Source organism: Pseudomonas sp. GW823-FHT02C05 (assembly GCF_058797595.1).
On the sequence record NZ_JBXAJU010000001.1, the window covers coordinates 2043147 to 2064317 of the forward strand.

At 61.8% G+C, this 21171-nt stretch carries 22 protein-coding genes, 1 tRNA gene and 1 pseudogene; 11 read left to right on the top strand and 13 right to left on the bottom strand.

Annotated features, from left to right (window positions below):
* Positions 1 to 38 precede the first annotated feature (38 nt).
* A complete protein-coding gene (gene fdhD / locus AC1RGE_RS09070) occupies positions 39 to 866 on the top strand; it encodes a formate dehydrogenase accessory sulfurtransferase FdhD (RefSeq protein WP_011061999.1) in 828 nt (275 codons plus the stop codon).
* Positions 867 to 938: 72 nt separating this feature from the next.
* On the opposite strand, the gene moaE is transcribed toward fdhD, so the two are convergent.
* The 5 genes from moaE to moaA are packed head-to-tail and all read right to left on the bottom strand — an operon-like array spanning position 939 to position 4100.
* Positions 939 to 1397, bottom strand: a complete 459-nt coding sequence (moaE, locus tag AC1RGE_RS09075; protein WP_011062000.1) for a molybdopterin synthase catalytic subunit MoaE — start codon at positions 1395 to 1397, stop codon at positions 939 to 941.
* Between the two features lie 2 nt (positions 1398 to 1399).
* Positions 1400 to 1651 (bottom strand): molybdopterin converting factor subunit 1, encoded by a 252-nt coding sequence (gene moaD, locus AC1RGE_RS09080; RefSeq protein ID WP_011062001.1) that lies wholly within the window; start codon positions 1649 to 1651, stop codon positions 1400 to 1402.
* Positions 1648 to 2130 (bottom strand): cyclic pyranopterin monophosphate synthase MoaC, encoded by a 483-nt coding sequence (moaC, locus tag AC1RGE_RS09085; RefSeq protein ID WP_036996513.1) that lies wholly within the window; start codon positions 2128 to 2130, stop codon positions 1648 to 1650. Before moaC ends, moaD begins: the two co-directional genes overlap by 4 nt.
* Positions 2131 to 2156: 26 nt before the next feature.
* Positions 2157 to 3056 carry a bestrophin family protein gene (locus AC1RGE_RS09090; protein WP_072444311.1) on the bottom strand — a complete coding sequence of 300 codons (900 nt, stop codon included), beginning with the start codon at positions 3054 to 3056 and terminating at the stop codon, positions 2157 to 2159.
* A 45-nt stretch (positions 3057 to 3101) separates the two neighbouring features.
* Positions 3102 to 4100, bottom strand: a complete 999-nt coding sequence (gene moaA, locus AC1RGE_RS09095) for a GTP 3',8-cyclase MoaA (RefSeq protein ID WP_492584039.1) — start codon at positions 4098 to 4100, stop codon at positions 3102 to 3104.
* 456 nt (positions 4101 to 4556) lie between these two features.
* On the opposite strand from moaA, the gene AC1RGE_RS09100 reads away from it, so the two are divergent.
* From AC1RGE_RS09100 to AC1RGE_RS09120, 5 genes are all read left to right on the top strand, one after another.
* Positions 4557 to 6881, top strand: coding sequence for an FdhF/YdeP family oxidoreductase (locus AC1RGE_RS09100; RefSeq protein WP_492584041.1), 2325 nt, complete (start codon positions 4557 to 4559; stop codon positions 6879 to 6881).
* A 128-nt stretch (positions 6882 to 7009) separates the two neighbouring features.
* On the top strand, positions 7010 to 8431 hold the full coding sequence (locus tag AC1RGE_RS09105; protein WP_346625022.1) for a cytochrome ubiquinol oxidase subunit I: 1422 nt from the start codon (positions 7010 to 7012) through the stop codon (positions 8429 to 8431).
* A gap of 16 nt (positions 8432 to 8447) precedes the next feature.
* On the top strand, positions 8448 to 9464 hold the full coding sequence (gene cydB, locus AC1RGE_RS09110; protein ID WP_011062007.1) for a cytochrome d ubiquinol oxidase subunit II: 1017 nt from the start codon (positions 8448 to 8450) through the stop codon (positions 9462 to 9464).
* A complete protein-coding gene (locus AC1RGE_RS09115; RefSeq protein ID WP_015636146.1) occupies positions 9451 to 9582 on the top strand; it encodes a hypothetical protein in 132 nt (43 codons plus the stop codon). The genes cydB and AC1RGE_RS09115 overlap by 14 nt, the downstream gene beginning before the upstream one ends.
* Positions 9575 to 9721, top strand: coding sequence for a DUF2474 domain-containing protein (locus AC1RGE_RS09120; RefSeq protein ID WP_011062008.1), 147 nt, complete (start codon positions 9575 to 9577; stop codon positions 9719 to 9721). The genes AC1RGE_RS09115 and AC1RGE_RS09120 overlap by 8 nt, the downstream gene beginning before the upstream one ends.
* Positions 9722 to 9777: 56 nt before the next feature.
* Here the strand turns inward: AC1RGE_RS09120 and AC1RGE_RS09125 are convergent, their stop codons facing one another.
* The 3 genes from AC1RGE_RS09125 to AC1RGE_RS09135 form a co-directional block, all read right to left on the bottom strand.
* Entirely contained in the window at positions 9778 to 10752 is a 975-nt protein-coding gene (locus tag AC1RGE_RS09125; RefSeq protein ID WP_015636148.1) for a Dyp-type peroxidase, read from the bottom strand.
* 339 nt (positions 10753 to 11091) lie between these two features.
* Positions 11092 to 13365: an FdhF/YdeP family oxidoreductase gene (locus AC1RGE_RS09130; protein WP_011062010.1), complete on the bottom strand. Its 2274-nt coding sequence runs from the start codon at positions 13363 to 13365 to the stop codon at positions 11092 to 11094.
* Positions 13366 to 13616: 251 nt separating this feature from the next.
* A complete protein-coding gene (locus AC1RGE_RS09135) occupies positions 13617 to 14510 on the bottom strand; it encodes a DMT family transporter (protein ID WP_011062011.1) in 894 nt (297 codons plus the stop codon).
* Between the two features lie 132 nt (positions 14511 to 14642).
* On the opposite strand from AC1RGE_RS09135, the gene AC1RGE_RS09140 reads away from it, so the two are divergent.
* On the top strand, positions 14643 to 15080 hold the full coding sequence (locus AC1RGE_RS09140; protein WP_011062012.1) for an Lrp/AsnC family transcriptional regulator: 438 nt from the start codon (positions 14643 to 14645) through the stop codon (positions 15078 to 15080).
* A 408-nt stretch (positions 15081 to 15488) separates the two neighbouring features.
* Here AC1RGE_RS09140 and AC1RGE_RS09145 read toward each other — a convergent pair whose 3' ends face one another.
* A complete protein-coding gene (locus AC1RGE_RS09145; RefSeq protein WP_011062013.1) occupies positions 15489 to 16160 on the bottom strand; it encodes a Bax inhibitor-1/YccA family protein in 672 nt (223 codons plus the stop codon).
* Positions 16161 to 16283: 123 nt separating this feature from the next.
* Between AC1RGE_RS09145 and AC1RGE_RS09150 the strand changes: the two genes are divergently transcribed.
* Positions 16284 to 16371, top strand: a tRNA-Ser gene (locus AC1RGE_RS09150).
* A gap of 273 nt (positions 16372 to 16644) precedes the next feature.
* Here the strand turns inward: AC1RGE_RS09150 and AC1RGE_RS09155 are convergent.
* Both AC1RGE_RS09155 and AC1RGE_RS09160 read right to left on the bottom strand, forming a co-directional pair.
* A pseudogene (locus AC1RGE_RS09155) lies at positions 16645 to 16809 on the bottom strand (IS5/IS1182 family transposase); the annotation flags it as partial.
* A gap of 120 nt (positions 16810 to 16929) precedes the next feature.
* On the bottom strand, positions 16930 to 17445 hold the full coding sequence (locus AC1RGE_RS09160; protein ID WP_011062084.1) for a hypothetical protein: 516 nt from the start codon (positions 17443 to 17445) through the stop codon (positions 16930 to 16932).
* Positions 17446 to 17795: 350 nt separating this feature from the next.
* Between AC1RGE_RS09160 and AC1RGE_RS09165 the strand changes: the two genes are divergently transcribed.
* On the top strand, positions 17796 to 18479 hold the full coding sequence (locus AC1RGE_RS09165) for an SOS response-associated peptidase family protein (RefSeq protein WP_492584043.1): 684 nt from the start codon (positions 17796 to 17798) through the stop codon (positions 18477 to 18479).
* Here the strand turns inward: AC1RGE_RS09165 and AC1RGE_RS09170 are convergent.
* Positions 18437 to 18766 (bottom strand): DUF2514 family protein, encoded by a 330-nt coding sequence (locus AC1RGE_RS09170; RefSeq protein ID WP_492584045.1) that lies wholly within the window; start codon positions 18764 to 18766, stop codon positions 18437 to 18439. The two genes, AC1RGE_RS09165 and AC1RGE_RS09170, sit on opposite strands and share 43 nt — an antisense overlap.
* Before the next feature lie 183 nt (positions 18767 to 18949).
* Here AC1RGE_RS09170 and AC1RGE_RS09175 point away from each other — a divergent pair, with 183 nt between their 5' ends.
* Together AC1RGE_RS09175 and AC1RGE_RS09180 are read left to right on the top strand one after the other, a co-directional pair.
* Positions 18950 to 19195 (top strand): hypothetical protein, encoded by a 246-nt coding sequence (locus tag AC1RGE_RS09175; RefSeq protein ID WP_492584047.1) that lies wholly within the window; start codon positions 18950 to 18952, stop codon positions 19193 to 19195.
* Between the two features lie 325 nt (positions 19196 to 19520).
* Positions 19521 to 19997 (top strand): PA2171 family ribosome-binding persister protein, encoded by a 477-nt coding sequence (locus tag AC1RGE_RS09180; protein WP_492584049.1) that lies wholly within the window; start codon positions 19521 to 19523, stop codon positions 19995 to 19997.
* 258 nt (positions 19998 to 20255) lie between these two features.
* Here the strand turns inward: AC1RGE_RS09180 and AC1RGE_RS09185 are convergent, their stop codons facing one another.
* On the bottom strand, positions 20256 to 21143 hold the full coding sequence (locus AC1RGE_RS09185; protein ID WP_492584051.1) for a hypothetical protein: 888 nt from the start codon (positions 21141 to 21143) through the stop codon (positions 20256 to 20258).
* Positions 21144 to 21171: the final 28 nt, after the last annotated feature.

Consider the following 21171-nt stretch of genomic DNA (forward strand, 5'->3'; position numbering starts at 1 on the left):
CATGGCCCTGGGCAAATCGAATGCAACGAGGTGTGGTCATGGTTTGCCGGATCGAACAAACGGAGCAACAACCCGAGGCCAATGCGCCGGCGCCGGCGCCGCAGCGGGTGGCCTATCGCGAGTACAGCGCCGACGGCCCGATGGCCGAGGCGCCGCTGGCCGCCGAGATCGCCCTGGCGATCACCTACAACGGCCTGAGCCAGGCGGTGATGATGGTGTCTCCGGGCAACCTGGAAGACTTCATTCGCGGCTTCAGCATCACCAACGACATCGTCAATGACCTCGGCGAAATCTACGACATCCGCCTCAGCCACTTCCCCCAGGCCTGCCAGGCCGACGTGGAAATTTCCAGCCGGGCGTTCTGGGCCCTCAAGGACCATCGCCGGCAAATGGCCGGCACCAGCGGCTGTGGCCTGTGCGGAGTGGAGGCCCTGGAACAGGCGCTGCCGCAACTGCAGATCCTCGAACCCGCGGCCCTGCCACCTGCCGAGCATCTGCAGGGCCTGCGCGAGCGCATCGAACAGGCCCAGCACATGGCCCGCAGCAGCGGCGCCCTGCATGCGGCGCTGTACTTCGACGAACAGGGCGAGGTGCGCCTGTGCCAGGAAGACATCGGCCGCCACAACGCCCTGGACAAGCTGATTGGCGCGCTGCTGCAGGCCGGGATCGATGGCCGCCAGGGCTTTACCGTGGTCACCAGCCGTTGCAGCCTGGAACTGATCCACAAGGCCGTGCGCGCCCGCCTCGGCACCCTGGTCAGCCTCTCGGCGCCGACCGCACTCACCGTGCAATGGGCCAACAAGCATCGCCTGAACCTGATCCACGTCCCCCACCGCAACGCCCCGCGGATCTACAGCCCGGTGTAAATGCACCACGCCGGATGACATGCATCCGGCGTGGCTAGCCCCTTCCCTCAAGCCTCTGTCAGCGGCATAAGCTCAACGTTCTACACCCCAACGTTCGGCCGCCTGCCGGTCGCTCTCGCGACCGTCGATCCAGCGTTCGCCGGTCGGGGTGACTTCGCGCTTCCAGAACGGGGCGCGGGTCTTGAGGTAATCCATGATGAAGGCGCAGGCCTCGAAGGCCGCTTGGCGATGGGCGCTGGCCACCCCGACAAAAACGATGGGCTCACCCACCTGCAGCAACCCCACCCGGTGCACCAGGCTCACCCGGTTCAGCGGCCAGCGCGCCTGGGCCTGCTCCACGATGCGCTGCAGCGAGCGCTCGGTCATGCCCGGGTAGTGTTCAAGAAACAGGCTGTGCACCGCCTCCCCCAGGTTGAGATCGCGCACATAACCGATAAAGGTCACCACGCCGCCGACGCTGGCGTCGCCGGCCTGCAAGCCGGCATTCAACTGGTCGAGGCTCAACGCCTGGGTCTGCACCTGGATGCTCATGCTCAGCCTCCGGTCACTTGCGGAAAGAAGGCGATTTCATCGAAGTCCTCGATGGCCGCATCGAGCTTGCACAGTTCCTGGTTCAGCGCGCACATCAGGCTGTTCTCCCCCAGCACCTGCGCCCAGGTTTCACCCCGGGCCATCAGCCGCTGGCGCAGGTCCTCGACGGTGCGCAGGCTGGCATCCAGGGGCAGTTTCTCGCCACCGCAGCCCAGTTGCTCACGGTAGCGGGCAAAGTAGTTGACCAGAATCATCGGGCCTCTCCTGCGATAAAGGTGCCGGACTTGCCGCCCTGCTTCTTCAGCAGGTGCAGCCCTTCGATGACCATGGCGCGGTCCACCGCCTTGCACATGTCATAGATCGTCAGCGCCGCCACGCTGGCGGCGGTCATGGCTTCCAGCTCGACCCCGGTGGCGCCGTTGAGCCGGCAGCAACTGGTGATCTGCACCCGGTCCGGCGGCAGTGCCTGCAGTTCGATGTGGATCCCGGTGAGCAGCAACGGGTGGCACAGGGGGATCAGTTCGTGGGTCTTCTTTGCCGCCATGATCCCGGCGATGCGCGCCACGGCGAACACATCGCCCTTGGGATGACCCTGGTCCTGGATCAGTTGCAGGGTGGCCGGGAGCATGCGTACCCAGGCCCGAGCCTGGGCCTCGCGCTCGGTAGCGGCCTTGCAGGTGACATCCACCATGCTGGCCCGGCCCTGGTCGTCCAGGTGAGTGAGTTCATTCATGTGCAACCTCGGATAACAACAGTGGATCAGCTCAGGACATAGTCCACCGGCTCCAGCGCCGGCGGCAGTTCGGTGGCCCCCAGGGCTTCGAGAATCTCGCGCTCGATGTTGCGCACGATGGCGCTCAGCGGCAGGTCGTTCTCGTCGTGGCCGAAGGGGTCTTCCAGCTCGTCGCCAATGGCGTCCAGGCCGAAGAAGGTGTAGCTGACGATGGCGGTGAAGATCGGCGTCAGCCAGCCCAGCGGCTCGGCCATGGCAAAGGGCAGGAGGATGCAGAACATGTAGCTGGTGCGGTGCAGCAGCAACGTGTAGGGAAACGGCAGCGGCGTGGCCTTGATCCGCTCGCAGGTGGATTGCGCGCCGGTGATGGCTGCCAGTTGATTGGCCAGCAGCAGGTAGCGCCATTCGCTGAGCCGCCCCGCCTGGGCCTGGTCCGAACACTGGCGCGCGATCTGGCGCAGCAGGCTGTCCGGCAGGTTGCTGGTGCTTGCCGGCGGCAACTGGCTGAGCCAGGTTTCGGCAGCGCTCAGTTCATCTTCGCGGCGCAGCCGGGCCTTGAGGGCATGGGCGAAACCGCACAGGTCACCCAGGATCGCGCTGCGCGCCCGGGTGTCTTCAAGCACCTGGGTTTCGCGGATCATCGAGCGCACCTCGGTCACCACCGTGCCCAGGGCCTTGCGCGCTTCGTACCAGCGGTCGTAGCAGGCGTTGTTGCGAAAGCTCATGAAGATCGACAGCGACAGGCCGAGCAAGGTGAACGGGGTGGCATTGACCTTGGAGAAATACGCCGGGTGCAAGGTCTCGATCAGCACGATGGCCGAGGCCAGCAGGGTCACCAGCAGGCTGCGCAGGGCGATGCGCTTGGCAATCGACCCCTTGAGGGAAATCAGCACGCTGATCAGGTTGGGTTTGGATCTGACGATCATCGGGGTAGAACCTTTGCACAATGAAAAGCCGTGATGAGCAGCGGTTCAGCCGCCGGTCATGTTCATGAAGCGCACCACCTGCACCTCGTCGTTGAGTTCGAAGTGATGGCTGTAGGGCTTGAGTTTCATCGCCTCGACTATGGCCCGCTGCAGGCGCCCGGTATCGCCGGGGTGAGCGCGCAGCACGGCCTTGAGGTCCACCGAGTTCTCGTTGCCCAGGCACAGCAGCAAGCGGCCTTCGACGGTCAGGCGCACGCGGTTGCAGGTGCCGCAGAAGTTGTGGCTGTGGGGCGAGATGAACCCCAGGCGAATGTGCGGCGCCTCGGCCAGGCGCCAGTAGCGCGACGGGCCCTGGGTCGACTCGGCGGACTCGATCAGGGTGTAGCGCTCGGCGATCCGCTCACGAACCCGGGCACTGGAAAAGAACGCATCGCTGCGGCTGTGTTCGCTGATGGTGCCCAGGGGCATTTCCTCGATAAAGGAGATGTCCAGGCCGCGGTCGATGGCAAAGGCCACCAGTTCGTTGATCTGCTGGTCGTTGCGCCCCTTCATCACCACACAGTTGAGCTTGGTGCGCTCAAAGCCGGCGGCAATCGCCGCGTCGATGCCGGCGACCACCTGGCCCAGCTCGCCGGTGCGGGTCAGTTGCCGAAACAGGGTCGGGTCCAGGCTGTCGAGGCTGATGTTCAGGCGCTTGACCCCGGCGTCGAACAGCGGCGCGGCCAGCTTGCCCAATTGCGAGCCGTTGGTGGTCATGCACAGCTCCCGCAGCCCGGGCAGCCGGGCAATGTCCCGGCACAGCTGGACCACCCCGGGGCGGATCAGCGGCTCGCCGCCAGTGAGGCGGATCTTGCGGGTGCCCAGGGCCACGAAACGTTCGGCCAGCTGGTACAGCTCTTCCAGGGTAAGAATGCGTTGGCGCGGCAGGAACTGCATGTCTTCGGCCATGCAATACACACAGCGGAAATCGCAGCGGTCGGTCACCGACATGCGCAGATAGTCGACCCGCCGAGCGAAGCCATCGAGCAATACCTGATCTGACATCCGAGCCTCTTTCGACGGTGGGAATCCATCGCGATTAGTTGAAGTTCTTCCACACAAGCACATGCAGAAGGTGTTATTGGCGGCAAGATTAAAAGCCATTAAAAACCCCGTCCAATCGCTATTAACAACTGGCTGATCAATACAATCTATCGCTCCTAAAATCGCTTCCCACAAAGACCGAAACAAACAATCAAGCATTTGATATATATAGGTTTTTAACGGTGATAGAGGCTTTCGATCAGCCGGTCATTAATTGCGATTAGACAGCGGCCACGGGTGACGAATAGGCTTTATTCGTGGCCCATATAACGAGCCCTGAAAGTTACTCCACACCAATAAGCAATACCGAACTCAAACAAGTTCACAACAACCGCATTTAGCCTGTGCAGTCAAACAATCACTGACATCAATTCAATGTCGGCCGGTTGCCTGCGTGCGCTGTATTGGAGAAATATCATGAGCGAAGTTGATCGATACAGACCCTACAAGGGCGCCGCTGCCGGTTGGGGGGCGCTGATCGCAGTGACCAAGAACTGGCTGGGCAGCGAGAACGCCTTCAAGAACATCCGCGCCATGCTCAAGACCAACCAGAACGGCGGCTTCGACTGCCCCGGCTGCGCCTGGGGCGAGTCACCGGAAAACGGCATGGTCAAGTTCTGCGAGAACGGCGCCAAGGCGGTCAACTGGGAAGCCACCGGGCGCCTGGTGAACCCGGCCTTTTTCAACAAATACACGGTCTCGGCCCTGGCCGCGCAGAGCGACTACTGGCTCGAGTACCAGGGCCGCCTGACCCACCCCATGCGCTATGACGCCACCCAGGACCGCTATGTGGAAACCACCTGGGACGAAGCCTTCGACCTGATTGCCAGCCACCTAAAGGGCCTGGACTCGCCCAACCAGGCGGAGTTCTACACCTCCGGCCGGGCCAGCAACGAGGCGGCCTACCTGTACCAACTGTTCGTGCGCGCCTATGGCACCAACAACTTCCCCGACTGCTCCAACATGTGCCACGAGGCCAGTGCCGTGGGTATGTTCGAAAGCGTCGGCGTGGGCAAGGGCACGGTGGTGTTCCATGACCTGGAACAGGCCGACGCGATCTTCGTCATCGGCCAGAACCCCGGCACCAACCACCCGCGGATGCTCGAGCCACTGCGCGAGGCGGTGAAACGCGGTGCCCAGGTGATCTGCTTCAACCCCCTCAAGGAACGTGGCCTGGAGCGTTTCCAGCACCCCCAGCACCCGCTGGAGATGCTCACCAACGGCTCCGAGCCCACCTCCTCGGCCTACTTCCGCCCGGCCCTGGGCGGCGACATGGCGGCCTTTCGCGGCATCGCCAAGTTCCTCCTGCGCTGGGAGCGCGAAGCCCTGGCCAACAATGGCGAAGCGGTGTTCGACCGGGCCTTCATCGCCGAACACACCTCGGGCCTGGACAGCTACCTGGCCGAAGTCGATGCCACGTCCTGGAACCACATCGTCGAGCAGTCCGGCCTGAGCCTGGCCGACATCGAGCTGGCCGCGCGCATGTACCGCAAGGCCAAGCGCGCGATCATGTGCTGGGCCATGGGCCTGACCCAGCACACCCACTCGGTGCCGACCATCCAGGAAGTGATCAACGTGCTGTTGCTGCGGGGCAATATCGGCCGTCCCGGCGCCGGCCTGTCGCCGGTGCGCGGCCATAGCAACGTGCAGGGCGATCGCACCATGGGCATCAACGAACTGGCGCCCACCGAGCTGCTGGATGCCCTTGAGGCGCGCTTCGGCTTCAAGCCGCCCCGAGAGCACGGGCACAACACGGTGATGGCGATCTCGGCCATGGAACAGGGCCGGGCCAAGGTGTTCATCGGCCTGGGGGGCAACTTCGCCCAGGCCACCCCGGACACCCCGCGCACCCACGCGGCCCTGCGCAACTGCGAGCTCACCGTGCACATCGCCACCAAGCTCAACCGCAGCCACCTGGTGACCGGGCGCGAGGCGCTGATCCTGCCGTGCCTGGGCCGCACCGATATCGATGTCCAGGCCAACGGCCCGCAAGGCATCACCGTGGAAGACACCTTCAGCATGGTGCATATCTCCCACGGCCAGCTCAAACCCAAGTCGCCGCACCTGCGTTCGGAACCGGCGATCATCGCCGGCATCGCCAACGCCACCCTGGGCCAGCACCCCATCGACTGGCTGTGGGCGATCGAAGACTACGGGCGCATCCGCGACCTGATCGCCGACACCATCCCCGGTTTTTCCGACTTCAACCTCAAGCTGCTCAACCCCGGCGGCTTCCACCTGGGCAACGACGCCAGCCAACGGCGCTGGAACACCGCCACCGGCAAGGCGCGGTTCATCCCCAGCGAGCTGCCGGAACACCTGGTCAGCGCCGGGGTGCGCAAGCTGAAGGTCAAGCCCGACCTGATCCTGCAGACCATGCGCTCCCACGACCAGTACAACACCACCCTGTATGGCCTGGACGACCGCTATCGCGGGGTCTACGGCATGCGCGAGGTGCTGTTCGCCAACGAGGACGACATCCGCCGGCTGGGCTACGAGCCGGGGCAGAAGGTCGACATCGTGTCGCTGTGGGATGACGGCCGGGAACGCCGGGTCAGCGGTTTCACCCTGATCGCCTACGACATTCCCACCGGCCAGTCGGCCGCCTACTACCCGGAGACCAACCCCCTGGTGCCCCTGGAAAGCTACGGCGACCGCACCTACACGCCGACCTCCAAGTTCATCGCCATCCGCCTGGAGCCGGCGGCGGCCAGCAACCTGATCCAGTCCGTCGGCGTTTGACCCGGCCGGAGCGGCCAAGGCGCCGCTCCAGCCTGCCCCGCGCAGCCTTTTGCCGTACGCCGCGAACCCGGGTTCACGGCGGCCGGAAGGCGCCTGCGCGGGCCCCCAGCCATTACGAGGGTTTCGTCATGTTTCATCTACAGGCACTCGACCTGGCGCGCATCCAGTTCGCGTTCACGGTCTCGTTCCACATCATCTTTCCCGCCATCACCATCGGCCTGGCCAGTTTCCTGGCGGTGCTCGAAGGCTTGTGGCTCAAGACCCACAACAGCACCTACAAGGACCTGTACCACTTCTGGTCGAAGATTTTCGCCGTCAACTTCGGCATGGGCGTGGTTTCCGGGCTGGTCATGGCCTACGAGTTCGGCACCAACTGGAGCCGCTTCTCGGACTTCGCCGGGAGTATCACCGGCCCTCTGCTGACCTATGAAGTGCTGACCGCGTTCTTCCTCGAAGCGGGCTTTCTCGGGGTCATGCTGTTCGGCTGGAACCGGGTGGGTCGCGGGCTGCACTTTTTCGCCACGGTGATGGTGGCCATCGGCACCCTGATCTCGACCTTCTGGATCCTCGCCTCCAACAGCTGGATGCAGACGCCCCAGGGCTTCTCCATCGTCGATGGGCGGATCATGCCCATGGACTGGCTGGCGATCGTCTTCAACCCGTCCTTCCCCTTCCGCCTGATGCACATGGCGATTGCCGCATTCGTCGCCACGGCGTTCTTCGTCGGATCGAGCGCCGCCTGGCACCTGCTGCGGGGCAACGACACGCCGCCGGTGCGCAAGATGCTGTCGATGGCGCTGTGGATGGCGCTGATCGTGGCACCGATCCAGGCGGTGGTCGGTGACGCCCATGGCCTGAACACCCTGGAGCACCAGCCGGCGAAGATCGCCGCCATCGAAGGCCACTGGGAAAACCACGGCAGCGAACCCTCGCCCCTGGTGCTGTTCGGCATTCCCAACATGGACGGCGAGAAAACCGACTACGCCGTGGAAGTGCCCTACCTGGGCAGCCTGATCCTGACCCACAGCCTGGATAAGCAGATCCCGGCGCTCAAGAGCTTCCCCAAGGAAGACCGGCCCAACTCGGCCATTGTGTTCTTCAGCTTCCGCATCATGGCCGGCCTGGGCATGTTGATGATCCTCACCGGGTTGCTGGGCCTGCTGCTGCGACGCAACGGCGGGCTGTACCGCAACCGCCTGTTCCTGCGCCTGGTGCTGTGGATGGGCCCCAGTGGCCTGATCGCCCTGCTGGCGGGCTGGATCACCACCGAAGTCGGGCGCCAGCCCTGGGTGGTGTACGGCCTGCTGCGCACCAGCGACGCCGCCTCCAACCACAGCGTGGCGCAACTGAGCATCTCCCTGGCGCTGTTCGTGGTGATCTACTTCTCGGTGTTCGCGGTGGGCATCGGCTACATGATGAAGCTGGTGCGCAAGGGCCCGCAGCCCCACCACGAGCATCCGCCCAGCACTGCGCCCGGCCAGGAGCCGACTCCGCGCCGGCCACTGTCCGCCATCGCAGAGACCTTTGCGTCCAGCGACCAACACCACTGAAACAAGGGATATCGACATGACGATTCAAGGCATAGACCTGTCGTTGATCTGGGGCGTGATCATTGCCTTCGGGGTGATGATGTACGTGATCATGGACGGCTTCGACCTGGGGCTGGGGATTCTCTTCCCGCTGATCCCCGATGCCCGGGAACGGGACGTGATGATGAACACCGTGGCCCCGGTGTGGGACGGTAACGAGACCTGGCTGATCCTCGGTGGCGCGGCGCTGTACGGCGCCTTTCCCCTGGCCTATTCGGTGATCCTGGAGGCCCTGTACCTGCCGCTGATCTTCATGCTCGCAGGGCTGATCTTCCGCGGCGTGGCCTTCGAGTTCCGCTTCAAGGCCAGCCCCGAGAAACGGCACATCTGGGATTGGGCGTTCATCGGCGGCTCGCTGCTGGCGACCCTGTGCCAGGGCATCGTGATCGGCACCTATATCAGCGGCATCCCGGTGGTCGATCGGCAGTTCGCCGGCGGCACCCTGGACTGGCTGGCGCCCTTCCCGCTGTTCTGCGGCCTGGGGCTGATCGTGGCCTATGCGCTGCTGGGCAGCACCTGGCTGCTGGTCAAGACCGAAGGCATGCTGGAAGCGCGCATGCGCCACTACACCCGGCCCCTGGCGTTCGCGCTGACCGCGGTGGTGGCGGTGCTCTGCGTGTGGACCGCGCTGCTGCACCCGGAGATCGCCAACCGCTGGTTCAGCCATGCCCATATCGTGATCTTCGGTGCGCTGCTGGTGCTGGGGCTGGCGGCACTGTTCGGGCTCCTGGGCACTTTGCGCCAGCACCATTCCCACTGGCCGTTCGTGTTCACCCTGGTGCTGGTGTTCCTCGGCTACATCGGCCTGGCGTTCAGCATCTGGCCGAACATAGTGCCGCCGTCCATCAGCCTGTGGGAGGCGGCTTCACCGCTGTCCAGCCAGCTGTTCATCCTGATCGGCACCCTGTTCATCCTGCCGGTCATCCTGATGTACACCTGCTGGAGCTACTACGTGTTCCGCGGCAAAGTGAGGATTGGCGATGGCTACCATTGATCGAGCTACACCCCTGCCCTGGCACAAGGCTGTGGCGCAACTGAGCCTGCTGTTCATCGGCGCACTGCTGATGCTCGCCTGCAGCGGCGCACTGATGCTGGAGCTGGCGCATGGATAGGCTATCGACGCGGCCGGCATCCACCTGGCAGCGGTTGCTGTGGATGGGGGGTATCTGGCTGGCCAGTGTGGTGGGCCTGGGGCTGGTGGCCGGCGTGTTGCGGCTGCTGATGCAAGCCGCCGGCATGCACAGCCACTGAGCAGGGGCGATAACGCCTGCAACCCCGGCCCGCAATAGCGGGCCGGTTTTTTGCGCCTACAGGCCGGTGGGCGCGCGCTCGGCCAGGTCTTCCAGCAGGTCGGCGGAGGGCACGAAGAACAGCCCGCCGGTGACCGCGGTGCTGAAGTCCAGCAGGCGATCGTAGTTGCCTGCAGGGCGGCCGACGAACATGTTCTCCAGCATCTGCTCCACCGGCCGTGGCGAGCGGGCGTAGCCGATGAAATAGGTGCCGAACTCCCCGGCGCCCGGGCGGCCGAACGGCATGTTGTCGCGCAGGATCTTCACCTCCTCGCCGTTCTCTTCCAGGGTGGTCAGGGAGCTGTGTGAGCAGCTGGGTTTGACTGCATCGTCGAGTTCGATATCCGACAGTTTGGTGCGGCCGATGATGCGCTCCTGGGCCTCCACCGTCAGTTCGTTCCAGGCGGTCATGTTGTGCAGGTACTTCTGCACCAGCACGTAGCTGCCATTGCAGAACTGCGGGTCCTCGTCCCCCACCAGGGTGAAATCCACCGCCTCGCGGCCTTCCGGGTTCTCGGTGCCGTCGACGAAGCCGACCATGCTGCGCATGTCGAAATAGCGGAAGCCCTGGACCTCGTCCACCACCTTGATCGAATCCCCCAGGGGCTTGAGCAACTGCGTGGCCAACTCGAAACACAGGTCCATCTGTTCGGCACGGATGTGCAGCAGCAGGTCGCCGGGAGTCGATGGCGCGCGGCGCCCCTCCACGCCCACCTCGATGAACGGGTGCAGCGACGCCGGGCGCGGGCCGCCGAACAGGCGGTCCCAGGCGCTGGAGCCAAAACCGCAGACACAGGACAGATTGCCCCCCGGGACGCGCTTGCCCACCGAACGGGTCAAGGCGGCGATATCGGCGCACCAGTCGCGCACGGTTTGCGCGGCAGCGGCGCCGGGCGCCAGGGTGGCGACGATGAAGATCGCGCTACGGGTGATGGGATTGCAGATGGCTTGGGGCTCGGGCTTGCGCTCGGCCAGGGAGGACGGCTGGGTCATTATGGGTTCCACAGGCTGCGGTCGGAAAAATCACCGACAGGAAAATAGCAGATTGTGAACTTGGCCAGGGAGATTGCTCCCCCTGGAAGGTGCCGCCCTCCCATTCACCGAATCCCCGGGCCATCAAGCATCTCTGGCCTCCCACAGCGCACGACCCTGTAGCCGCTGCCGAGCCTGCGAGGCTGCGCAAAGGACCGCAGGGCCTTGCTTGGCGATCTCCCGCCGGGCATCAGCGTTTTCCGGATCGCCGCGGCCGCTACGCGACCGTGCGCAGCCTGCGGCAGCGGCTGCACGAGTCGCGAGTCGCGAGGCGCGAGGCGCGAGGCGCTGTGGCTCCGTTCAAGCGGGGCTTGAGCGCAACACTCGCACCGGCACCGATTTGTAGGACGGCGTGCCGCTGTCCACGTCCAGGTAGTCCAGGGGCACCAGGCGGTTGGCTTCGGGGTAGTAGGCGCCCACCGTGCCATTGGCGATCTTGTATTCGATGGCGGTGATCTTCTCGTAGCGCAGCCGGCGCCCGCCAATCACCGTTTCGATGTCCACCAGGTCGCCATGGGCCAGGCCCCGGGCGGCCAGGTCCGCCGGGCTGATGAACAGTACGTCGCGGCGGCCGAACACCCCGCGATAGCGGTCGTCCAGGGCGTAGATGGTGGTGTTGTACTGGTCGTGGCTGCGCAGGGTGATCAGCCGCAGCACATCGGCGCCGTCCACTTCCTTGTCCTCATGCAGCCCGGGAAAGACGAAGAATTCGGCCTTGCCCGAGGGCGTCAGCCACTGCCGCTCGGCTGCCGCCAGGGGCATGCGGAAACCACCCGGCACGCGAATGCGGGCGTTGTAGTCGTCAAAGCCGGGCACGGTCTGTTCGATCAGGTCGCGGATCTTGTCGTAGTCGGCCACCAGCTCCAGCCAGGGCACGCGGCTGCCCGGCAGGGTGGCCCGGGCCATGCCGGCGACGATCGCCGGCTCCGACAGCAAAAACTCGGAGGCCGGCGCCAGCTTGCCGGCCGAGGCATGCACCATGGACATCGAGTCTTCGACGGTGATCGCCTGACGCAGGCCGTCCTGCATATCCAGCTCGGTACGGCCCAGGCAGGGAAAGAGGAAGGTTTCCCGGGCCACCAGCAGGTGGCTGCGGTTGAGCTTGGTGGCGATGTGCACGCTCAGGTCCAGCTTGCCCATGGCCGGGAAGCACTGGCCCGGGTCCGGCAGGGCCACGGCAAAGTTGCCCCCCAGGCACAGCAGGGCCTTGGCGCTACCGGCGATCATCGCCTGCATGGCTTGCACCGCATCGTGGCCGTGATGCGCCGGCGGGGTGAAGCCGAAGGTCTGCTGCAGCTTGTCGAGAAAAGCCGGGGAAGGCTTCTCGGTAATGCCCACGGTGCGGTTGCCCTGCACGTTGGAGTGGCCGCGCAACGGGCAGATCCCCGCCCCCGGCTTGCCCAGGTTGCCCCGCAGCATCAGCAGGTCGCAGATCAGCCGGACATTGGCCGTGCCTTCGTTGTGCTGGGTGATGCCCATGCCGTAGGTGACGATGGTGGCGTTGGACTTGGCATAGGCCGCGGCGACCATTTCCAGGTCCGCCTGGTGCAGTCCGCTGGCCTGCTCGATGTCTGCCCAGGCGGTGGCATGCAGGTCCGCCGCCAGGGCCTCGAAGCCCTGGGTGTGCTCGGCGATGAATGCCTGGTCCAGGACTTGCCCCAGGCTGTCCTCCAGGGCCAGCAGCGCCTTCATGATGCCCTTGATAGCCGCCGCGTCGCCGCCGGCCTTGACCTGGAAGTACGACGAGGCGATGCGGGTGGAGCCGTAGGTGGCCATCTCCACCATGTTCTGCGGGTCGGCGAACCGCTCCAGGGCGCGCTCGCGCAAAGGGTTGAAGACCATGATCGGCACCTTGCGCCGCGAAGCTTCATGCAGGGTGCCCATCATCCGCGGGTGGTTGGTGCCGGGGTTGTGGCCAATGGAGATGATCAGCTCGCAGAGGTCGAAGTCCTCCAGCGACACCGTGCCCTTGCCGATGCCAATGGACCGCGGCAGGCCGACGCTGGTGGGCTCGTGGCACATGTTCGAGCAGTCGGGAAAGTTGTTGCAGCCGTATTCCCGGGCGAACAGCTGGTACAGGTAGGCCGCTTCGTTGGACGCGCGCCCGGAGGTGTAGAACTCCACCTGCTCGGGCTGCAGGCTGCGCAGGATCTCGCCGATGCGGGCAAAGGCGTCCTGCCATGCCACAGGCTTGAAGGTGTCGCTGGCACGGTCGTAGACCAGGGGCTCGGTCAGGCGCCCGAGGTCTTCGAGTTCGTAGTCCGAACGCTGCAGCAATGAGGTCACCGGATGCTGGGCGAAGAACGCCGGGGTTACCCGCTTGTTGGTGGCCTCCCAGGTCACCGCCTTGGCGCCGTTTTCACAGAACTGGAAGGTCGACTTGTGCTCCTTGTCCGGCCAGGCGCAGCCCGGGCAGTCGAAGCCGTCGGGCTGGTTGGTGCGCATCAGGGTCAGCGGCGCCTTGAGGGTGTCCATCTGCTCGCGCACCGCGGTCGCAGTGGCCTTGAGCGCGCCCCAGCCACCGGCGGGACCATCGTAGTTGCGGATTCCGGGAACCTTGCGTCGAGTACTCATGAGCGCTCCAGGGCCGGCCCGGCGCTGCACGACGCGAACCGGTGGTTGCGGATGACCGAGGCGCGCCAGGGCAGGATGCCCAGGGGCCTGGATCAGGGGGCAAGTGCGCTGGAAAAGCCTCAGCGCAGGGTAAAATCTAGCCCTGCGGGTTGGCCTGTCAAGGCCAGGCGCCGACCGGTACAGGGCCCATGCCAGGGCCCCGGCCAGGCCCGGGGGAGCCTATTGCAGGCCCCCGCCAGAACCTGTAGCGCCTACTGCAAAACGCTGCGCCGGCGCTTGAGGGTCCAGCCCTGCTGCATGCCGGCCGCGGCCAGCAGGATCGCCCCCACGCCCACCCATTGCAGCAGCCCCAGGCGGTGCCCGAAGGCCACCCAGTCGACCAGGATCGCCGCAATCGGGTAGATGAACGACAAGGCGCCGGTCAGGGCCGTCGGCAGTTTCTGGATCGCCCCGTACAGCAGCACGTACATCACCCCGGTATGGAGAATGCCCAGGGTCAGCAGGCTGGCCCAGGCGCTGGCCTGCTGGGGTGGCGCGCCGAGGTTGGCCCAGGGCGCCAGCAACAGCACCCCGGTGCAGACCTGGATCAGGGCGATCAGGTGCGGCGGCGTGCCGCTCAGGCGCTTGATCAGCAGCGCGGCGAAGGCGTACAGCGCCGCCGCGCCCAGGGCCAGGGCAATGCCCAACAGGTAGTCGCCACCCTCCTCGCCCTGGCTGCCGTGGGCACTGACGATGGCCAGCATTCCGGCGAACGACAGGCCGAGCCAGAACAGCTTCTGCGGGGTGATCTTTTCTCCCAGGAACAACGCCCCGAGGGCCACCAGAATGAACGGCTGAACGTTGTACACCGCGGTGCCGATGGCGATCGAAGCCCGGGAGTAGGAACCGAACAGCAGCACCCAGTTGCCGACAATGGCCACGCCACTGAGCACCGCGAGGATCAAGGCGCGCTTGCTCAGAATGTTCTTACGCAAAAAGCCGAAAGCTCCACAAATCAGCAGCAAGGTCCCGGCGCCGAACAGGCACCGCCAGAACACCACATCCAGCACCGGTTGCCCGGACACCAGGACGAACCAGCCAATGGTTCCGGAAATCAGCATGGCAGCGGTCATTTCCAATGATCCGCGTCGGGTTTGTGCATCCATCATCAGGCTCCTTTGCAAGTGGGCAAATTATGCCCAGCCAGCAGAGCCCATCGCCAGATCAAAACCTGGGCTAGAATCGATTCAGACCTTTTTTATCAAGGCCAAAGAGCCCATTCACCTAACGAGATCGACATGCTGGATGCCATCGACCAAACCCTGATCAGCGCCCTGATGCAGGACTCGCGACGCTCCCTCAAAGCCCTGGCGCAGATCAGCGGGCTGTCCGCTCCCAGCGTCTCGGAGCGCTTGCGCCGGCTGGAAGAACGCGGCGTGATCAGCGCCTATACCCTGGAGATCGACCCCAGGTTTCTCGGTTACCAGTTGCAGGCCATCGTCCGCATCCGCCCCTTGCCGGGCAAGTTGCAGGAGGTCGAACGGCAGATCCTCGCGATTGCCGAGTTCACCGAATGCGACAAGGTCACCGGCGACGACTGCTTCATTGCCCGTCTCCAGGTGCGCTCCATGGAACAACTGGACAGCCTGCTGGACCACCTCAATCACTACGCCGAAACCAACACCGCGATTGTCAAGAAATCGCCGATCAAACGGCGCCTGCCGCCTCTGGAATAGGCAGCGGTCCGGACCGCTTTCCAGGTCCGAAAAAACGCCTCGCAGGCCCTCCAAAGGCGCGAAATGAAGAAGCTCTGACAGGGAAAAAACCAGAGTTTGGTTGTAGGCTCATGCCTGCTGAAACCCAGAACCCATGGAATCGATGCCCCCCATTCAAATAACCTATGACCCTCTCCGGGCCTTGATTGGAATACACACCCTTCTGCGCCCCGGCGCCTTGGCAGCGCCGGACGGAACGCGAACAGCGAACCCTGCGGCCAGCACTGTTCAGCGCACTGGCTATCTCCCATCTGCTGACCACCGCACAGCTACAGGTATGAGCGCGTCGAAAAGCTGGACAGCCAAAGAAAACCTGGGCAACAAAAAGCCCGCCGAAGCGGGCTTTTTTCAATGGCTCAGCACCTGTGATCAGTCATCGCGACCCATGATGCCGAACAGTTGCAGCAGGCTGACGAACAGGTTGTAGATCGATACATACAGGCTGATGGTGGCCATGATGTAGTTACGTTCGCCGCCGTGGATGATGGCGCTGGTCTGGAACAGGATGCACACCGAGGAGAACAGCACGAAGCCGGCGCTGATCGCCAGTTGCAGGCCGCTGATCTGGAAGAACAGGCTGGCCAGCACGGCGCCCATCAGGACGAAGAAACCGGCGGTGATGAAGCCGCCGAGGAAGCTCATGTCCTTGCGGGTGATCAGCACATAGGCCGACAGACCGCCGAATACCAGTGCCGTCATGGCAAAGGCCGAGCTGACCACTTCGGCGCCGCCCTGCATGCCCAGGTAGCGGTTGAGAATCGGGCCCAGCAGAAAGCCCATGAAACCGGTCAAGGCGAAAGCCGACACCAGGCCCCAGGCCGAGTCACGGAGTTTGTTGGTGAGGAAGAACAGACCGTAGAAGCCGATCAGCACCACGAAGATGTTCGGATAACCGACACGCATCTGCTGTGCCACATAGGCCATCACCCCACTGAACGCGAGGGTCAGGGCCAGCAGGCCGTAAGTGTTGCGCAGGACGCGGCTAACCTCTAGCTGCTCGGCCTGCACGCCGTTGTTAACTGCGTAATCCTGTTCGCGCATGGCGACACTCCTGTTGGGGGAAACATTTAGTGGCATGGATGATAACAGAGGCTCTGTAACTCGCGACGCAGAGAGTTTGACAGTGTGTTTCATTCGGGTATTATGGCGCCCGCAATGCGATCTGGAGGTGTGGCCGAGTGGTTTAAGGCAGCGGTCTTGAAAACCGCCGACTGTAACAGGTCCTAGAGTTCGAATCTCTACGCCTCCGCCAAATCTCAACGAGAAAGCCCTGATTTATCAGGGCTTTTTTGTGTCTGGGGGATTTTCCAGGCGGCGCTTCTTGAGCATCGTTACAAAACTATTTAGTAATCGTTGCAAAACTCTCCCTTCCCCGGCGTCCTGCCAAACAAAAAACACCCCCAATTGCTACTCAACGCGACACCACCACGATTGCGCATATAGGGCTCCATCGACCTCCTCAATGCCATTGATGTTCATCCCGAGCTGAGCCATGCCGTTGATCCTGGCATTAAGCAGTGGCGGAAATGGTTGCATCAACGATGGTACCTTGACGCAGCGACAGGCCTTTTTCCTGCAACGCGAGGATCGCAGGTGAGAGCGGATGCTTCTCCAGCAAGTGCCGGAAGTTCATGATCGTGGTGTCTTCCGGGATCGGCGCGCTGAGCGTCAGGCGTGCGAACTGGCGCATGGGCGGCTCGGATCAGGTAGTCAGGCGTATTTCAGCACATCTGCGGACTTGTTCGGAGAATCCATAAAGCCGGGGACGACCGCGAGCCCCTGCCTACTGGGCCTCGCGATCGCAAATCAACTAGCCAATAATGATATTCGGTCCATCACCAATATCAGAGGTCGGATTTGTGGGTTTATAAGTGAGCGAGACAATGCTCAGGGTATTTTGGAGCGTCTGCGTGCCGTTCCCGTTCGTCACTGTGGTGTGGCAATTGATTTGAGAGCAAGTAAGAGGGTTGGGATCACACTTCTTGTCTTCACCGACCTCAACCCGACCACACCTGAAAGTCATGGTCCGGTACGGCGTGAAAGTTTGTGGGTCCCACCACTGCACGTTCAGGATCTCGTCTTTCGTGCCACCACCATTCCTCACATTATTGAGTGTGATGGTGAACTCCGCCGACTCGACGGGAAAGCCCGTGTTGTTCATCAAATATGGAACGCAGTCGTAGCTCACGTCTTTGCTCTGATTGACTTTCACTGTAACGGGCATTGACATGTGGATCTTGATTTTATCCTTGTCGTAGAGGGTGACATCTTTGCGAGCAGGTGATGCCTCTAGTTGCGAGCCTGTTTTTTTGGCTGATTCAGACATTCTAATTTCCTTATTTTCTTATTTCCTTATTTACTGAGACTCTTGATAAGAGCCTCTCCCTGTTACTCGAATCCAATCTTTGGATACGCCCTGTCGATTAAAGCTTGGTAAAACCCCCATGTCAAAATTTGCAAATAGTATTCTAAACAAGAGTTTTCAAACTTCTATCCGCTATAAATAATTGCTCCCCCCCCTATCGCCAACAGCAATAAAAACCAATTCAAATAGCACTCGCCTTTTTGCTAGACACATGAACCAGAAACAGAAATCAATAAAGCCCCCCCTTTAGGTCGGCAGATACCTGAAGGTATTCGTGGAAAGCTACGCTGAGAGCAACCGAGGACACAGCCATGTGTGGAAGACTCTCTCAGTACCGCGGCATCCATGACTTCGTCGCAGCCCTGAGCATGCCCGGGGCCCTGATCAATAACGTCGGTGATCAGCCCCTGGGGCGCTACAACGCGGCGCCGACGATGCAGCTCGCCCTCTTACACGTCGCTGAAGACAAACTACACGCTGACGCCGTGCGCTGGGGGTGGCGGCCGCACAGGGCCACCGACCGCGCCGCGCCGATCAATGCGCGCGTCGAGAAAGTGGCTCACGGCCCATTCTTCCGCCAGATCTGGCTACACCGCACTATCTGCCCGATCGACAACTGGTTCGAGTGGGTGGACGAAGGCGGCCCGAAGAAGCAGCCCTACCTGATCCGGCACCGCGACGGCTCCCCCATCCTCTGCGCCTCGATCGGACAGCTTCCGACCCCGGACCATGCCGAGCACGACGGCTTTGTGATCATCACCGCCGACAGCGCCGGCGGCATGGTCGATATTCACGACCGCCGGCCGGTGGTCCTGGCCCCGGACCTAGGCCGGGAATGGCTCGACCCTGCAACGCCGAAGGAACGTGCGGAACAGATAGCCCTGCACCAGGGCGAGCCCGCCGAGGCCTTCGAGTGGTTCAAAGTGAGTCCCGCCGTCGGAAACGTCAGGAATCACGGGGCGGAACTGATCGAGCCCTTGGCGATACCGTCATAGGACTGCTCGCACGTCACTCCCCTGCTCCGGCTTTGATCAGCAACTGCTGCCAGGTCTCCCACTCGCTGGTCACCGCGCTTGAACAGGTCGGCAAGCACCAGCGCCGTGCGGGTTGCTGCCGCGCTTGCGGCGGCAGTGCAGGAATTGCTGCTGGCCGTACGCTTGAGACGCTCGGCGAGATCGTCGACGATCCGCTGCAGGCTCTCAGCAGCAGCGCGAGCGTTAACAGCGTCGCCTAGGCTACTTCCAAGAGAGAGACGCGAAAGCCATGAAGTACCTGCCAGCACTTCTTGAAAAGTTCTAAGATCGATATCGGTGTGGCGATATCAGTTTGCGGAGCCCGGCCCGGCGCCGGGCTTCTTGTATCTGAGTCCTATGCTCTGCTGTTTTAGCATCAGGCGGCCATTATTTACATCTTGCTCTCAGCGTCTAGCCTGAAGGTCCCAACATCCACGAGGGGATCAGTCGAGATGGAGACGATGACAAAGGGCGAGCTCGAAACGGCGCTTCGCAGCCGCTTGCCGCAGTGCGTCGTTGAATGTGTAATCAATCCAGACGCTAGCCTGGCTGTGGAAGTGACAGGCCCAGATGGCCACCAATTTTCAATCGCTAACATCAACCGCTCCCAGTATTGCGGCGATGACGGTATTGCAAAATTAACTCGTGAAATTCTGGAGGAAATGGTTATGTCTCGACAGGCATCTCACTTGCAATAACCAGCGAGTACCTAGCAAATTCTGACCAGACGGGAAGCTCTGACGGAGGACATGGGTTACCGCAGTTTCAGTCGTAGGTGCTTCTCTCTTCGTTGCCCCCCCCTCAGAGCGGCTTACCGAGAGCAGAGCCTGTCTTCTGCATGGTTCTTTTTAACCGTCCGTGCAGAGTGCATGGCATCGTTTCAACACCCCTAATCCTAACTAACTGAATTTTTTGAGTATTCCTACGGACGAAGTTTGGCACAGAAGATGCCGTAATGATGGGGACGACCTGAGCTGCAGCCGGAGAGCTGCCCCCCCCCTTGTGATAGCCGAGGAATACAAAATGAACGCCATTGACCTTCTCAAAGCCGACCACGAAAAAGTAAAAGGCATCCTGAGTCAGCTGAGCGATTCCACTGACCGGGCTCTGAAAAAACGTGTTGAATTACTCGACAAGCTTGAAATGGAGATTACTATCCATACGCAACTTGAAGAGCAGATCCTCTACCCGGCATTCAAAGAGGCTGGCGGTAAGGAACAAGCAGAAATGTACTATGAGGCGAAGGAGGAGCATCGAACGGTTGACTCCTTGGTCCTTCCTGATCTGAAAGCCACCGACCCATCGACACCAGAATTCGCTGGGCGGGTGAAGGTGGTCAGAGAGTTATTGGAACACCACATTGAGGAAGAAGAGACTGAAATGTTTCCTCAGGCCAAAAAACTACTCGGGAAAGCGAAACTCGACGAGCTAGGCGAGCAGATGGAAGTGATGAAGGCCTCGCTTAAGAAAAGCCTCAGCGGATCGAGTATTGCAGCCTGATCGATGAGATTAGAAATTCACTGTAGCCCGGCCCAGCGCCGGGCTTCTTGTATCTGCCATGCCCTAGCGACATACCTCTTGCACGTACCGCTGCAACGCCCTCAAGGCTGCTTGATCGGCAATGATCCCGGCGCGGATATCGAAAACAGTCTGTCCAGCAGTTGGAGCGAGTTCGACGCATTGCCGCTGTCTACGAAAAGTCGATTTGTATGCTGATAATACGCCAACCAACACTTTCCACGTAGTAGCATCTCAGATTTAAGGGGTACTTACCAATTGAGGCTTTGTCTCTTTAAAAATGGCGTCACAGGATGTCTTTAAAGATGCAGGAATGTTTGTCGCCCCATACGCCTTATAAGCATCCAAGCACAAATAATAACCATCATTTACTCCTGTGACCTTGTCCGAGATATATTTCACTGCATCTGCAACAGTAGTCAGACTGCCAGGATCTAGCTGAGTTGACGGTGCTATCACAGTGGTCGCGCTACCAGCAGTGCTTACCAGTGCAGCGCGAGCCGCCTCTAAGCTTTTCTTTAAAGAGTCAATGGACGCCTTCGTACGAATGCCCTCAGGGCTTTTTTTGCCTGCCTCGTCCATTTTGTTGTAGTCAGCTTCTGAGGCATTAATCTGTGCCGTGAGATCCATTACTTCTTTAGCCTGGTTAGCAGTGCTCGATCCGCTCAGGGCAACGCTTGGCCCTCTTACTACACCAGTAAGCTGCTCAATCGCCATGATCGCAACAGTATTTCGCTGATTCCGGGTCAGGAGCATTTGATATGCAGAATCATCTATTGCACCGTTGGCATACGCTTGGCAGATACTAAAAAGTTGGTCACGCAACAACTGTATCGACTGAGTTCGTAAACCTATGTTCGCAGCTGACTCTTGAAAGGCTAGAGACAGCGCAGCAACATTCGCTTTCTCCGCCGTAGCGGAACCCGCTAGAGTCTTCAGCGCGTCAGGGCTAGGTTCCGGGCAAACCACACGCCGGTTTGTAGTGTTTTGACCAGTCGTGACTATCGGCCGATCAACGACAGTGACTACTCGATCCTCCGCCTGTAAGGTTCTAGTCGCCAAATAAGGCGCACATCCTACTGTCACAAAAACTGAACTTAACAACGTAACAATCTGGAGTGCATTCATGGCGATTCCCTTCGGCGTGATTACCGTC

Excerpts from the sequence above, each read along its gene's own strand:
- AC1RGE_RS09165 (WP_492584043.1), top strand. The coding sequence starts at position 17,796 with ATGTGTGGAAGACTCTCTCAGTACCGCGGCATCCATGACTTCGTCGCA.
- cydB (WP_011062007.1), top strand. The coding sequence starts at position 8,448 with ATGACGATTCAAGGCATAGACCTGTCGTTGATCTGGGGCGTGATCATT.
- AC1RGE_RS09145 (WP_011062013.1), bottom strand. The coding sequence starts at position 16,160 with ATGCGCGAACAGGATTACGCAGTTAACAACGGCGTGCAGGCCGAGCAG.
- moaC (WP_036996513.1), bottom strand. The coding sequence starts at position 2,130 with ATGAATGAACTCACTCACCTGGACGACCAGGGCCGGGCCAGCATGGTG.
- AC1RGE_RS09120 (WP_011062008.1), top strand. The coding sequence starts at position 9,575 with ATGGATAGGCTATCGACGCGGCCGGCATCCACCTGGCAGCGGTTGCTG.
- moaA (WP_492584039.1), bottom strand. The coding sequence starts at position 4,100 with ATGTCAGATCAGGTATTGCTCGATGGCTTCGCTCGGCGGGTCGACTAT.
- AC1RGE_RS09185 (WP_492584051.1), bottom strand. The coding sequence starts at position 21,143 with ATGAATGCACTCCAGATTGTTACGTTGTTAAGTTCAGTTTTTGTGACA.
- AC1RGE_RS09160 (WP_011062084.1), bottom strand. The coding sequence starts at position 17,445 with ATGTCTGAATCAGCCAAAAAAACAGGCTCGCAACTAGAGGCATCACCT.
- AC1RGE_RS09140 (WP_011062012.1), top strand. The coding sequence starts at position 14,643 with ATGCTGGATGCCATCGACCAAACCCTGATCAGCGCCCTGATGCAGGAC.
- AC1RGE_RS09105 (WP_346625022.1), top strand. The coding sequence starts at position 7,010 with ATGTTTCATCTACAGGCACTCGACCTGGCGCGCATCCAGTTCGCGTTC.
- AC1RGE_RS09100 (WP_492584041.1), top strand. The coding sequence starts at position 4,557 with ATGAGCGAAGTTGATCGATACAGACCCTACAAGGGCGCCGCTGCCGGT.
- AC1RGE_RS09180 (WP_492584049.1), top strand. The coding sequence starts at position 19,521 with ATGAACGCCATTGACCTTCTCAAAGCCGACCACGAAAAAGTAAAAGGC.
- AC1RGE_RS09115 (WP_015636146.1), top strand. The coding sequence starts at position 9,451 with ATGGCTACCATTGATCGAGCTACACCCCTGCCCTGGCACAAGGCTGTG.
- AC1RGE_RS09130 (WP_011062010.1), bottom strand. The coding sequence starts at position 13,365 with ATGAGTACTCGACGCAAGGTTCCCGGAATCCGCAACTACGATGGTCCC.
- fdhD (WP_011061999.1), top strand. The coding sequence starts at position 39 with ATGGTTTGCCGGATCGAACAAACGGAGCAACAACCCGAGGCCAATGCG.
- moaD (WP_011062001.1), bottom strand. The coding sequence starts at position 1,651 with ATGATTCTGGTCAACTACTTTGCCCGCTACCGTGAGCAACTGGGCTGC.
- moaE (WP_011062000.1), bottom strand. The coding sequence starts at position 1,397 with ATGAGCATCCAGGTGCAGACCCAGGCGTTGAGCCTCGACCAGTTGAAT.
- AC1RGE_RS09090 (WP_072444311.1), bottom strand. The coding sequence starts at position 3,056 with ATGATCGTCAGATCCAAACCCAACCTGATCAGCGTGCTGATTTCCCTC.
- AC1RGE_RS09175 (WP_492584047.1), top strand. The coding sequence starts at position 18,950 with ATGGAGACGATGACAAAGGGCGAGCTCGAAACGGCGCTTCGCAGCCGC.
- AC1RGE_RS09125 (WP_015636148.1), bottom strand. The coding sequence starts at position 10,752 with ATGACCCAGCCGTCCTCCCTGGCCGAGCGCAAGCCCGAGCCCCAAGCC.
- AC1RGE_RS09135 (WP_011062011.1), bottom strand. The coding sequence starts at position 14,510 with ATGGATGCACAAACCCGACGCGGATCATTGGAAATGACCGCTGCCATG.